Below are 13,720 nucleotides of genomic sequence, written 5' to 3' on the forward strand. Positions count from 1 at the left end.
GTACACGAATCCGACATTGGCCTATACACGCCCCACTCTCCGCACATACAATACGATGTACTCAAGTACAACACACACACCGAAAGGGGAATGAACATGAGCGAAGAAGTTAGAGGCGGATATGGATGTTGTGGAGGTGGCCCATTCACTAGCACTGGCGCCATCCTGGTTCTCTTTATCTTGCTGGTTATCATCAGCCGTTCACTTTTTGTCTAACCATTAATGACAGTCTCGGGAGAGAGCTCTAAGCTCTTTCCTATTTTCAATCCCTTTTTTTCACAATAGACGTGGGTGTCCAGTAGGTCATGATAATGGCTGCTGTGACGTCTGCGTCTTTTTTTAAAAATTCCACCTTGTTCTTAGCACCAACCGCACCAACCTTTGTTACCTCAGATCACATTTGCCCGCATAAAAGCAGCTATCGGACACCGCAGACCCTAAAGGCAGTATAATCCCATATTTTACTCACTTACGGACCCCAAAGCCGTTATTGGCATGCCAAACCCCAAATATGAACCTCTTCATAGGGAATAACGCCACTGGTGTCCGAACTTCCCCGATAAAGGTTGTAGATTTGCAAATAACGTCAACTGGGTCCGTAAGCCTCAGGGGATAATTATGATCGGCGGCGGAGGTGCAGTCTTAATGTAGATCCAAACCACACCTAAAAAAGGCTGTCGCAAACGTAGAAAATCTACGGCTGCGACAGCCCAAAAGCTAAAAGTATCTTTACAGCTGATGTATTACAGATTGTACAAGTTGTAGATCAAAACCGCTGCCTCTGCACGGGTGGTAACACCTTGTGGATGAATCCGCAAGCCGTCTCCCTTGATCAGGCCAGCACGTATTAGTGCTGCCACACTGTCACGTGCAAACGCTGATACTTGCTGGCTATCCGTGAAACGGGTCATTGAAGCTCCGTTGCCGGCTGGAAGCTGTCTGCCGGCTGCTGCAATCGCTTTTGCAGCCAATGTCATCATTTCCTGCCGCGTAACAGAAGCGTTAGGATCAAAGCTTCCATCTGGACGACCAGTGGCGATCCCCAACTGCTTCGCTATAGCCAACGCTTCATATCTGTAATCGCCAGGCTGCACATCTGTGAAGCTTTCTGCACTAACGCCTTCCAAGCCAAGCGCTTTTATAAGCAGGAGCACAAAATCTCCCCGCTTCACTTCCGCTTGAGGTACAAATTGATCCTCTGTCATTCCGTTGATGATGCCTTTGGAGCCAAGCACCTCAATCGCATTGCGGGCCCACTCAAATTTACCGATATCCCGGAATGTCTTCTCCGTAAAGGTGATACTGTACGTACCAGAGAGAATTCCTGTAAAGGAAACCATCCCTGTAGCAGCGATATATCTGCCACTTGGAACAACCGTTAGAATCCCCAACGGATTCAGACTATGAATCGTTATATGTCCTTCTTTACCACGTTCTTCTGATCGTGGAATATACGGTAGGGACACCTTAACCCGCATGTCAGGACTGTTCCATACGGCTTCCTTGCCATTGATAGTTACGCTCAGTTTAAATTCTGGACGAGAATCTGAATCCACCTTGGTTATCGTAATTACCCAAGGGGTTCCTGCCTCTTTTGCCGCTTGTTTCAGCAGACTACCTGGCAGCTCCAGCACACCAAATTCAGTATGAACGACCAATGAAGTCTTATCATCTGCAAAGATTATACCGTTTGGCAATTGCAGCTCATAACCCTTAGCTGTAGCTACTGCCGGTATATCAACAGTAACCGCTGAAGTTGCTCCACTTAAGCCTGCTGTAGCAGCCTTTTTCAAGCTCTCCAGGTCTACACTTGCTCTCGCCGCACCGGTATTACTGTTCAGCACTGGTGTTGCTGTAAGGAGGGTGCTGCCGGTTACACTGCCTGCATTTCCGCTTGAATTCCCCCCTGTTGTTCCGCTGTTGCCACCACCTGTGGTACCCCCGCTTCCGGAAGTTGGTGCTGTCGTTGGCCGAGTAGTCGGTTCAATGGTTGGACTTGGGGTTGGTTCAGGCGTTGCTGTTGGTGTTGGTGTTGGATCAGGTTTATCCGCAGAAACAATATATTCAAAACTGGAAATATCACTTGGCTTCCAGCCCTCTTTTACAGCAATCGCCTTAATCGTCTTGCTCTTGCCTACATAAATCACTCCACTATACAGTTCGCTGGCTGCTGTAGGTACAGTGCCATCCAACGTGTAGTGAATAGACGCTCCAGCTGTAGCTGTAGTTAACTTCACGGCAACCTGCCCTGTATAAGTTCCCCCGGCAGGATCAGCCTGCGGTGCAGACACCGTTTTCATATCAACCACTCCGCTGATCACATACGTGAATGGAGCTACAAAACTGTTCTCCATGCCCTCTTTTACCGCTATCGTACGAAGAACTGTGACTCCTGCTGCGTCAATAGTTCCGGTATAAAGTGGACTGTCTGCTGTAGGCAATGACCCATCGGTTGTGTAATGAATCTCTGCTCCTGATGTCGCTGTAGTAAGGCTGATCGTTTGTAATCCGCTGTAAGCTCCCGGTTTCAAAGAAGAAACGGGTAAGGAAACCTTTGAATGAATCGGCTGCTCTCCTTCTTCCGTCCGTTCCAGCGTAAACCAATCTAGATTGGCACCGTCATTATTGAAGCTCATCCGTACTACCTGTTTTCCTTGCGCAAGTTGTACGACACCACTCGCCAGCGTGTAATTCGACCATCCACCTGTAGTAGGCATAGGCACTGTTGAGAGTTTTGTACCCTTTACAGATAACGTAGTGCTTACCCCGCCTTGTGCTGTAGCATACCGATATACGATTTTATAAAATCCGGCTTCAGTAATATCAAGGACATAATCCATGGAACCCCCTGCAACGGTAAACCCTACATTTCTAAAGTCCAGCACACCGCCAGTCATGGTACTCTGAATTCCATTGGGTGTAGCATCGTAATAATTCTCGGCTTCCACCTTTAAAGAACCAGCGCCATCCATGATTTCTTCAGTATAAGGTTCTATTTGAATACCACTGAGCTCGTATCCTGCTGATCCAGCTTGCAGGCGCAGCTTCTGTTCACCCGCCTTCAATTGAAGAACGGTGCGTATGCCAACGGTTTGCGAGTAAAGATTCGGCACATCAACGGTTCTTAATGTCTTCCCATCCTCCGTTTTATAAATAATGCCCTTAGGAGCACCATTCGCGGAAGTCGCGGTAAGCGTAAAAGCATAGTTTCCATCCTGCGGCACATTTACCCAGTAATCGATGCTGTCTCCAGCATCAATGCCGGTCAGCTTCGCTCCGCTGCCTTGACCGCTGACTGTGATCCCTTGCAGCTGGTAGAATTGATCCAGTGCGTTCAAGCTTGTGACTTCTATAGGTGCTGTAGCACTAGTTGTTCCTAAGAGCTTAACCTCCGCACGCAGCACGCCGCCACCACTTGAATCGGCATAAGCATTTGCTGGCACATTTACGGTAAGCTGCAAATCACTATAATACGGGGTATGATCATTCCATGCCAGCGTCAGCTTCACATGGGTAGGGTCAAGTAAGGCAGCTGCCCCAATACTTACATGCCCCTGATCCTTACCTGGGCCCGAGACAGAAATGCTCTGAATGGCATCAGGATTAAATGTCCCTCCTGAAAGGCTGACTACCAATTCATTCCCGTTCACTTGATAAGGCAGCGTACTCGGAGAAAGACTGATGCTCTCTTCGTCGTTGATTGCTGTAACTATAAGAGGCAATTTCAGAACACGTACGCTGCCAAAAGACTGATTTGATTCTGTCTGATACACATCAGCGGTAACCGTAAGAATACGATCCGTGTCGAAATCAATAATTCGCGTACCCGCTAATACGACCTTCGCTGTATAATCATCCACCCGGTATACGCTATCGACAACTGTACCTTCGTAACCTTCAATAGACCAATAAGCGGTGTCCAGTTCAGGTGCATATTTGTCATTTACTAGCTTGACGATAACTTCTGCACCCTCCTCATTTCCTTCTACCAGAGCAGTCTCCGATTGAAGCGCGGGGCCGATCGTAAGCGACTGCAGATGAAATCCTGCTCCATTTACTTTCATGGTCAGCGTCTGCTCCCCGGCAGGCAAGGTTACCGTTCCATTAGCTATTTGCCAATTGGACCATCCCCCCGTCTTCGTCAAAGCATAAGTAGCTGCCGTTACCGTTACTCCATCCTCTCCCGTCAGCAGTTCCAGCTCTGCATCATCCTGATTAGTAGCATAGGAGATCAGGAGTGGGTAGGTACCGCTGGCAGGTACATTAATCTTGTACTTCACCCAATCGCCGGGGTCAGTATAACCCACTGCACCACCCGTTACTAATACACCTGAAGCTGTCGTGTAGTCTTGCCCTTGAAGCACAGCAGGAAGCTCATGTGATCCGGAAGGCGCTTGGCGTAAAGCTAATGAACGGATATTATAACCGTTCCCGTTCGTCTTCAAGGTGAGCTTGTGAATGCCCTTGTTCAGAGAGATCAAGGATTGATAATCTGCAAAATCGGTCAGACTCTCCGTCTGCTGCACAATTGGAAGCGTAGCAATGACCTTACCATCTTCACTAATCTCCACCGATTTTCCGGCGCCATCGCTGAATTGAGCGGCATGCTTAAATTGAAGTGAATATTCACCGCTCTCTTTAACATCAATCACATAGTCGAAGGTGGACGATGCGTCTGGCGAGAACCCGCCAATATAACCCTGCTCATTCACAGTGTAAACCCCTTGCGCTTCTTCAAAATCAACAGCATTCACTACACCCGGCACCGCCTGTATACCATTCAGACGTTCCCAGCTATAAGTGCCCACTGATTTCGCCGGCAGCACAGCACTAATTTGCGCACCGTCCACTAGCAATTTAAACGGCTGTGGATCCGACGTCTGGTTGATTACTACCGTCACAATCTCTTTTCCATCTGGACTAGCAAAAGCTACGTTCGTTACAGTACCGCTTGAGCCGTAGTCACTATCAATCCGCACGTACCCCGGTTTAACGAATTTTGTATATTGGCCCATCAGATAATATTCTGGCAGCAGCCAGTAATGGTTACGGTCTCCCGAATCCTGCACAATCGGGGTTGGGTCTGGCGTTCCGGTCCACTGATGGGAGGCAATATCACTGTCCAGCATCGCTACCCAGGAGTTATAGCTGCGGGCCCAATTACGGAAATATTGTGCAATGCGGTCTGCGCCTGAGGTACCCCAGACTGCGCGTTCGGTCAAATATACATTTTTGTCAGGATAGAGATTATGGAGTTGGGTCATCAGACCAAGGTCACCGCCATAATCATGAAAAGCAGTTCCGTCCACCGCATCGTAGGCACCTAATTCAGGATTGCCTAGGATTTGTGCTGGATAGGCCATCGTGTCACCAGGATTATGATCAAATGTCCACAGCTTCACGTCTTTGAAACCATGTTCATCTAATTCCTTCCGCAGCAGTTTAGCCAGCTGGGCTTCTTGCTCCCACGGCATTTTGGTGCTTGGATATTCAATTTCCAGCAAAGGTTCATTCTGCAAGGTCAGACCTTCAAAGGTAATTCCCAGCTTCTCGTACTCCTGTACGAATTTAAGATAATATTTGGCCAGTACAGGCAGATATTCATCCTTCACTTGGCCTTTGATCATACTGTCTGTAGTCTTCATCCAACCGGGCGGGCTCCAAGGTGAGGCGAAAAACTTAATATCCGGATTGATGTTTTGAATTTTTTTAACCGTGCTGATGATATGGTAGTCAATGTCCTTTTGGATGGAGAAATTCTCCAAATTAATGTCGGTTTGTCCTGGAGGCATATCATCGTAGGTATAAAATTGTTTATCTGTAAAGTCAGCCGTCCCAATCGTCAACCGGAGCATACTCATTCCGATCCCCGATACAGGATCAATCATTTTCCGCAGCAATTCCTCCTGCTTCGCCGCAGACATCTTCGCCAGATTATTGACCGTCGATTCCTCCATGGAGGTACCGATCCCTAGAATAGATTGATATTTCCGGTCAGGATCAATATGGAGCTCTGTACCTGCCTTCACGTCGGGAACCACAATATCCAGCTTCGCCTGCTCTTCCAGCTTCAAATCACCCTCTTGATAACGGTCAGCATAATACCACTTCCGATCGGAAGGATCTCGCTCACTCGATACCCAAGAGCTAACTACATCTGACTTAATAACATGTTTAGTGCTTTCCCCGCCATCTCCGGGATTCGATGGATCTACAGGCACATCACCTGTTCGAGTGAAGCTTACCCAGTTCAGGTTGATATCCCCACCGGTAAATTCCAGACGGATCTTTTGCAACCCTGCCTTCTTAAACACAACATTTTCTACAGCTTTCGTCTGCCAATTCTGCCAGCCACCTGTTGAGGTCACGCTTAATGTTCCTAGCTTAGTTCCCTCTGCTGATTTGATGTTGACGCCTGTAGTGCCACTATTAACGGAATAGCGGAAATCGGCTTGATACGTACCTGCTTGCGCCACATTCACGTTATATTCGAGCCACTGTCCAGCCGAGGTATAGCCGACATTGAGACCGCCACCTATATCCTGCGTATTTTCAGTTTGCAGTCCTGCGCTTTTGTTCAAAAAATCCTCTGCTTCAATTTTGCCGGGAATCGGCAGGGAAGGAATCTCTGGAGCTTCCGGATCGACAGGAGCGGTTGGAAGCTTTGGTGTTTTCTCATTTTTGGTCAAGCCATATCCCGTTTTGAATAACACATTTGTACTGTTATTGTCTGCCGGATAATTGTTCAAAGTGAATGGCCAACGAATCGGATTTTTGCCTACAAAATCCTTAGTACCAAATAACACATCAGCTACTCCAGCACCCTCTGTGCCTGGTAGCCAAGCTGCCACAAGCCCATCCCAATCTTCCAATTGGCTGGCTATCGTCATTGGACGTCCAGACACCAGTACAACGATAAGCGGAATATTAGGATCAGCAGCACGTATATTCGCAAGTGTCGCCAGATCCTGCTCATCCAGATTCAAGCTGGTCCGGTCGCCATCGGTCTCGGCGTAAGGTGTCTCACCGATAACAGCGATCGCCGCATCATAACCCGCAGCCCCACGCCCATTAAGGTTATATGTGACCGTTGTAGAAGCAGGAACAGCCTCCTTTATCCCTTCGAGGATCGTCGTGCCTTCAGTTATATTGCCCGACTTCCCTTGCCAAGTGATCGACCAGCCGCCGGCTTGGTTACCGATATTATTAGCGTTTTTACCCGCTACGAATATTTTATCCATCCCGCTTAATTGCGATAGAATTGGACTTCCATTTACCTCATCGTTCTTCAAAAGAACAAGCGACTCCGCCACAGCTTGGCGGGCTAATTTGCGGCTTTCTGCTGAGCCAAAAGCACTCAACAGCTCCGGTTCGCTTTTGGGATGCTCGAACAATCCTGAAGCGATTTTGACCTGCAGGATACGTTCTGCCGCATCATCTATGCGCTCAGTAGAGATTTTACCTTCGCCTACAAGTTCTGTGATGTACTTAATCGTATCCTTCCAAACGGTCGGCATCATGAACATATCGACTCCGGCGTTTACGGACACATTTAGCTGGTTCTTCAACCCGCTAACAGCTTTGCCTTCACTATCCACTGTGATTTGCTGCACAGCGTTATAATCCGAAATAACGAAACCGGTAAAGCCAAGTCCGCCATTTTTCTTGTCACCCTTCAAAACATCGGTCAGCAAATGTTTATGGGCATGCATTTTAAGACCTTGGATGCTGTGATAGGAGGCCATAACCGTCTGCACCCCTGCGTCTACAGCTGCTTTATAAATTTTCAAATCCTTATCCATGATCTCTTGCTCGGTATATTTAGTGATGTTGCCTTGATTTACACCATTATCCGTATAACCTTCACCTAGATAATGTTTTGCAGTTGCCGTGATTGTATCTGTCCCTGCCAATGCAGCAGCAGTCCGTCCTTGCAGACCAAACACATAAGCCGCACCTAGTTCTGCTGAAATATCCTGATTATCACTAAAACCTTCATAGGTTCTACCCCATCTTGCATTATGAGGGGAGGCTATCGTTGGGGCAAACGTCCAGTTCGCTCCTGTTGCGGCTACTTCCTTAGCAGCAGCTGCACCAATAAGCTCAGTCAATGCGGGATCATTAGCAGCCCCTAGGCCAATATTATGCGGAAAAAGCGTCGCGCCTTTGACATTGTTATGTCCATGCACCGCATCCACCCCATAGAGCAGCGGAATGCCTAATCTGGTAGACAATGCACCATCCTGATAGCTATCAATCAAACTTCTCCAGTTATCGCGAGTGCTGTCACTTTCTTTTCCGTTAGGGAATGAGCCTCCCCCGCTGAGTACAGAGCCAAGAGCATATTTCTGTACCTCCTCAGGTGTGACGGCAGCTCTTTCTGCTTGAACCATCTGCCCAATCTTCTCTTCCAGCGTCATTCGGGATAATAGATCCGCAGTGCGCTCCTCCACACTTTTTGTGGGATCATAGTACACTGGAACTCCTGAGGCATCCGCTGCGGCCCGAGGTATACCCGCCTCAAGCACATTCAAGAATAAGGATGATAGTAAAAGCGCCACCATGAATATTGATAATCTTCTTTTCACGCCTGAATCCTCCCCCAATACTGTTTTGTTGGTACGGATGACTACGCCTATGAATGGAAGCGTATACATGATGTAAGATACAGGCTTATTATGCTGGAGCCATCTGGTAAAAGACATACAGCATTTTTTAAATACTCTGTTCCGTTTTTGCAAATTTAAGGACTTGCCCGGCTCAAATTATGCTTCCAGCAAAAAAAGGCTCTCTCATTCGTAGAATTTCTCTACTGTGAGACAGCCTTTTTATTGTGAATATGAAATTGCCTTACAGATCGTCGTCATCCAATCGTGCCGCTTTGCGGGACAAGTATCCTTTAAACAGAAAGACTACCACAATACCTGCCGCTAAGGTAAAGATCACTGGCATCAGACGGTCACCTATGGAAGCTAAGAAAGGTAATCCAAGAACCAATGCCACAACCAGATGCGCACGGAATACAAATTGTGTTGTGTTGTCCGCCTTACTGCCTTCAGGAAAAGGATACACTGTCAGCCAAAAAGACTCGCTATGCAATTTGCGGAGTGCCGACAATTGAACACCAATGATGAACAGGAAGAACAAATAAATTCCGGTGCCAAAGTAACTATCACGGTTCCACCAATTCAGCAGCAGAGCCAGCACCGATATCCGCATAATGATTCCAAAGATATCGCCCCGGGCAAAGCTTTTGGTCAGCAGATACCGATAAGCAGTATCCTTGCGCCAAGGCAGCTTAGCGCCCCATTTGGAAAGATAACGGCGGGAATACACCCGTTGCTCACGGCCCGGCACATCCACGAACCAGCCCAGAACCATCAGCGCACGTGCACCTTGATTGTTTTCCATGGCGATCAGTCTTTCCCATGGCACAGCGTGACGTCCGGGCACAGACAGTGCAGCAAGATAGGCTGCTGCCAATAACACCATAAATATCAGGCTCGGGCCGGCAGGCTGCCACAACCAAGCGGCAATAATCAAACCTCCAACTGCCCAGCGCAAGAAAGCATACACACCTGCCATCGGACGTGACAGCATAGCTATCTCTTTCCATAATCCATAACTCGCGATCAGCTTCACAGCAATCAGGATCAACACTGTAAATAAAAGTCGCTTGGGAGAATCATCTGTACGTATGTACAACGGCCAAAGGGTGATCAGTACAAATAACAAGCGAATGATCTTCCACACGTTTCCACTGACCCAGGATGGTGCAAAATATTCCTTCATGCGGTGACCCTGAGGCAGCAGAAAGATCGTATCCGGGGTCTGCAAATAGGTTCGGAAGCCGCTATGCACTGTCGCAGGCAACAGTAATGCTAACATAATCCAGCGAATGGGAATGCCTTCAGGTACATTTTGTAGCAGCGATGTATACCAAGCAGAGAAGACAATCAACACGAACAGGAAGACCATGGCTACGCCGCTTTGAATGATATATCCCACATAAGGAAGCATACTTCCCATGAATCTACCGCGCCGCGTGCGCCGCAGCTCTTTCAAATCCATATTATCTCCCTCCCTGAACCAGCTCGTAGAACAGCTGCTCCAAAGTCAGCCCCTGATGCCCGGCAGTTGCCGCTATTTCCGCCAGCGTGCCCTGTGCAATCACCTTACCTTTATGCAATACAATAAAACGGTCGCAATAATTCTCTATTGTGGAAAGAATATGAGAGCTTAACAGAATCGACGATCCAGAGTTCTTCAGATCCATCATGAAATCAAGCAAGGAGCGGATCCCTAGCGGATCCAATCCTAAAAAGGGCTCGTCGATGACATATAAAGCAGGTCGTGCAACGAAAGCGCACATGATCATAACCTTCTGTTTCATCCCTTTGGATAGATGGGTCGACAGGGTGTCCATCTTATCCTCCATATGGAACAGCTTGGCAAGATGCGAGGTGCGGGATTCATAATCCTTTTGATCTACCCCATAAGCTCTGGCAGTAAATTCAACATGCTCACGAACCGTCATTTCGTCATACAGCAGCGGCGATTCCGGTACAAAAGACAACGCATTATTGTATCCAACGGGATCTTCAGCACGCGTCTTGCCCTGTACGGTGATATCGCCCTTATGGGGCGACATCAATCCTAGAATATGCTTCATCGTCGTACTTTTTCCTGCTCCGTTTAAACCAATCAATCCAACCATTTCGCCAGGCTGCACCTGAAGTGCAATATCATGCAGCACTGGCTTATTCAGGCTGTACCCACCACTGAGACCCGTAATTTGCAATACGGGAGCATTATTCATTGACCGTCACCTCTCGGAGTTTTGTCTTTCAACCACTTTGGAGCTCCTTTATTTTTACGGTTCTTCTCACGTTCCGCATTGCTGCTGCGTTTGCTCCGTGCAGGAGTCGCATCTCCGCGTGCTCCCGCAGAAGGATTCGCGCTGCGCTGTGAATCGCGCTGTTGTTCTCCGCTTGTTGTTTCACTTGTGTTAATCGTAGCCATTCTTTTGGCAGGCGGTGTACCTGCTCCAACGGATGGCGACTGAACATTGGAGGCTCCAGATGTGCTAACAGGCGGCTTGCCGCTGCGTGGAGCGGATCCATCACGGCGTTGCCCACTGCCTTCATTACTCCGTCCCCGTCCATTGTGCAAAGCGCTGCGTGCTTCATCTGCTGCAAGCACCTTACCACCGACCATCTCCCGCTCCTCAAGCGCAATATCCAATTCGCGGGCGAACTTCCGCATGATAAAGGTCTGTTGCTCTGTAACAATTGTTACAGATAAGCCGCGGCGTCCCATCCGTCCGGTACGGCCTGCACGGTGTACATAATGTTCAGAATCAAAAGCCGGATCGTAGCTAACTACCAAAGAAAGATTCTCAATATCCAGTCCTCTGGCAGCTACGTCACTGGCAACAAGCACACGAAATTTGCCTTCCCGGAAACCTTTTAATACATTGCTGCGCGTTACCTTATCGGCATCTCCGTAAAGTGCTGCCGCAGTAAGCCCAAGATGATTCAGCTTAGCCTCAACCTCGGCAATATCATCTGTAGCATTCACGAACACAATCGCTTTATCGGGATTGTAATGGCGAATCACCCGGCGCAGCATGTCCATTTTGTTACGCTCTTCAGCAACAACATAATGATGCTCCAAGCTTTCAGCAGTCATTACACCTGGAGCAATCCCAACCTCTGCCGGATTCTTCATTTCACGATTAGCCAGCGCTTTCGTCTCTGGTCCGATCGTTGCCGACAGCATAACAAGCTGGCGTGAACGCAGCGCACTGCTGACAATCTTTGTGACTTCGCCGGCTCCGCTAAGCTGGAACATTTGGTCCGCCTCATCCAGAACAATAGTACTGACTTCATGCATCTTCAATTTACGAAGTCCAATCAGCTCACGGATCCGCCCAGGTGTTCCCACAACTAGCTGTGGATGCTCACGCAGCTTGTCAATCTGGCGTTTGATTGCGGCCCCGCCAATAAGACCCATAACTCGGATTCCGCGCTGTTCACCATAACGTTCCGCCTCGCGTAAGATTTGCATCGCCAGCTCCTGTGTAGGGGCGAGCACCAGCTTTTGGACCACCTTCTGCTCCGGATTAATCGTTTGAAGCAGCGGCAATAGATAGGCCAGCGTCTTACCCGTTCCAGTCTGGGAAGCTGCAATAACATCTCTTCCCTCTAGTAGAAGCGGTATTGTCTGCTCTTGTACCGGGGATGGAGCGTTAATGCCGAATTCCGACAACCGGGCAATGAGGTCTTCCTGAATGCCGATAGCCGCAAAAGAAGCTTTATTCATAAGTGTAATTCATCCTTTTCGCTTGAGATAATATCTTCATTATATGCCAAAAAGGCCTCTCCACCAAATGGAAGGCCAATAAAGCTGACAACAGGGTCTATTTTCTGTTCATCGCATTATAAGTAAGCTTGTCCGCCAGGCGAGGAAACAGCCCGTAAAGCCGTATGCCAAACCCTGCCAGACCCGGAAGATCGAGCTCTTCTTTGCCGGTCTCCATAACCTTAACGATCTTAGAAGATACATGCTCTGGGGTCATCATCATCCGGGCTACACTCTTCTCATAATTGCCAGACGGGTCAGCCGTTTTGAAAAAATCGGTGGCAATCGGCCCCGGGTTCACAGCCGAGACGATAATTCCACTCTTCCGCAGCTCCTGACGGAGCGCATTTGTGAATCCGAGTACAGCATGTTTGGTAGCCGTATAGGCTACGGACTTGGCCGTGCCTATCTTCCCTGCCATGGAAGCCACATTTACAATCTGGCCGCTTCCCCGCTCCAGCATATGTGGAATAACAGCCTTCGTGCACCGGACAATCCCCATGTAGTTAACATCCATCATATCGTCAAATTCATGAGGCTCCATCTCCGTAAAAGCAGCAAATTTGCCGTACCCTGCGTTATTTAGCAAAATATCAATTCTGCCATATGCCTCCAAAATTTGTGCGAAGGTCTTCTGAACACCCTCAGCATCTGTTACGTCACAGGTGTACAGTCCAAAAACGCCCGGGATACCGGCCGCTGTTTCTTTCAGCTTCGCTTCGGAACGTGCTACCAGGACAGGGATTGCCCCCTTTTTACTAAGCATCTGTGCCGTTAATGCACCAATGCCGCTGGACGCTCCTGTAATCACAACAACCTTATCTTTGAGTACCATGAAAAGTATTTCAGCTCCTAACTCTTGCCTAAGAGATCATCACCTGAATATCCATCTCTCCAACCCCATCCATCAACAACGGAATACTAAGCGCTTTACGAGGCATAAAAGACATGCTTTCCATCTTCATAATCTGAGGAGGACTTATATCCACCGAAACACCTTGATTATATAGAATGGTACTGGCATTCCCACTGATCATATTGCTCAGCTCTGAAATTGCACTTTGACCCATCTCATCCATCTCGGTGATCACAAAGCCACCCATCATAATCGATACCATTCGCAAGGCTACCTGCTCCGCGATACCAAATATAATATTTCCGCTCAGTTGGCCTGTCATCCCTACTTGAATCCATATATGATTATCGATCAGTTCAATTTCTTTAATGCCTAAACTCCCCGTAGAAGGCGAGACCTGAATTACTTGTTCTATAACAGTCCGTGCAGACTCTAGAAACGGATTAATTACTTCTGCTTTCATGAATGTCTAGTCTCCCCCTTTATCGTGCTTTGGTCATA

7 protein-coding genes are annotated in these 13,720 nt (G+C 48.2%); 1 reads left to right on the plus strand and 6 read right to left on the minus strand.

The features are described 5' to 3' along the window. The first annotated feature begins 96 nt into the window (after positions 1 to 96). Complete coding sequence (locus MHH89_RS17090; RefSeq protein WP_212592220.1) at positions 97 to 216, plus strand: YjcZ family sporulation protein; 120 nt, start codon at positions 97 to 99, stop codon at positions 214 to 216. A 527-nt stretch (positions 217 to 743) separates the two neighbouring features. Here the strand turns inward: MHH89_RS17090 and MHH89_RS17095 are convergent. The 6 genes from MHH89_RS17095 to MHH89_RS17120 all read right to left on the minus strand — a co-directional run bounded on the left by MHH89_RS17095 (position 744) and on the right by MHH89_RS17120 (position 13,682). Further along, a complete protein-coding gene (locus MHH89_RS17095) occupies positions 744 to 8,588 on the minus strand; it encodes a glycoside hydrolase family 3 N-terminal domain-containing protein (RefSeq protein WP_341087673.1) in 7,845 nt (2,614 codons plus the stop codon). A gap of 262 nt (positions 8,589 to 8,850) precedes the next feature. Next, a complete protein-coding gene (locus tag MHH89_RS17100) occupies positions 8,851 to 10,071 on the minus strand; it encodes an ABC transporter permease (protein ID WP_076141980.1) in 1,221 nt (406 codons plus the stop codon). A gap of 1 nt (position 10,072) precedes the next feature. Continuing rightward, positions 10,073 to 10,819: an ABC transporter ATP-binding protein gene (locus MHH89_RS17105; RefSeq protein ID WP_339188400.1), complete on the minus strand. Its 747-nt coding sequence runs from the start codon at positions 10,817 to 10,819 to the stop codon at positions 10,073 to 10,075. Beyond that, positions 10,816 to 12,324: a DEAD/DEAH box helicase gene (locus MHH89_RS17110; protein WP_076184753.1), complete on the minus strand. Its 1,509-nt coding sequence runs from the start codon at positions 12,322 to 12,324 to the stop codon at positions 10,816 to 10,818. The genes MHH89_RS17105 and MHH89_RS17110 overlap by 4 nt, the downstream gene beginning before the upstream one ends. 97 nt (positions 12,325 to 12,421) lie before the next feature. Next, positions 12,422 to 13,198 (minus strand): SDR family NAD(P)-dependent oxidoreductase, encoded by a 777-nt coding sequence (locus MHH89_RS17115; RefSeq protein ID WP_076141978.1) that lies wholly within the window; start codon positions 13,196 to 13,198, stop codon positions 12,422 to 12,424. Positions 13,199 to 13,226: 28 nt separating this feature from the next. Beyond that, a complete protein-coding gene (locus MHH89_RS17120) occupies positions 13,227 to 13,682 on the minus strand; it encodes a chemotaxis protein CheX (RefSeq protein WP_036679793.1) in 456 nt (151 codons plus the stop codon). Positions 13,683 to 13,720 lie beyond the last annotated feature (38 nt).

The organism is Paenibacillus sp. FSL H7-0323 (assembly GCF_038002725.1).
GTDB lineage: Bacteria > Bacillota > Bacilli > Paenibacillales > Paenibacillaceae > Paenibacillus_AQ > Paenibacillus_AQ odorifer.

Coding starts and splice junctions, on each gene's coding strand:
- MHH89_RS17120 (WP_036679793.1), bottom strand. CDS start 13,682: ATGAAAGCAGAAGTAATTAATCCGTTTCTAGAGTCTGCACGGACTGTT.
- MHH89_RS17110 (WP_076184753.1), bottom strand. CDS start 12,324: ATGAATAAAGCTTCTTTTGCGGCTATCGGCATTCAGGAAGACCTCATT.
- MHH89_RS17090 (WP_212592220.1), top strand. CDS start 97: ATGAGCGAAGAAGTTAGAGGCGGATATGGATGTTGTGGAGGTGGCCCA.
- MHH89_RS17115 (WP_076141978.1), bottom strand. CDS start 13,198: ATGGTACTCAAAGATAAGGTTGTTGTGATTACAGGAGCGTCCAGCGGC.
- MHH89_RS17105 (WP_339188400.1), bottom strand. CDS start 10,819: ATGAATAATGCTCCCGTATTGCAAATTACGGGTCTCAGTGGTGGGTAC.
- MHH89_RS17100 (WP_076141980.1), bottom strand. CDS start 10,071: ATGGATTTGAAAGAGCTGCGGCGCACGCGGCGCGGTAGATTCATGGGA.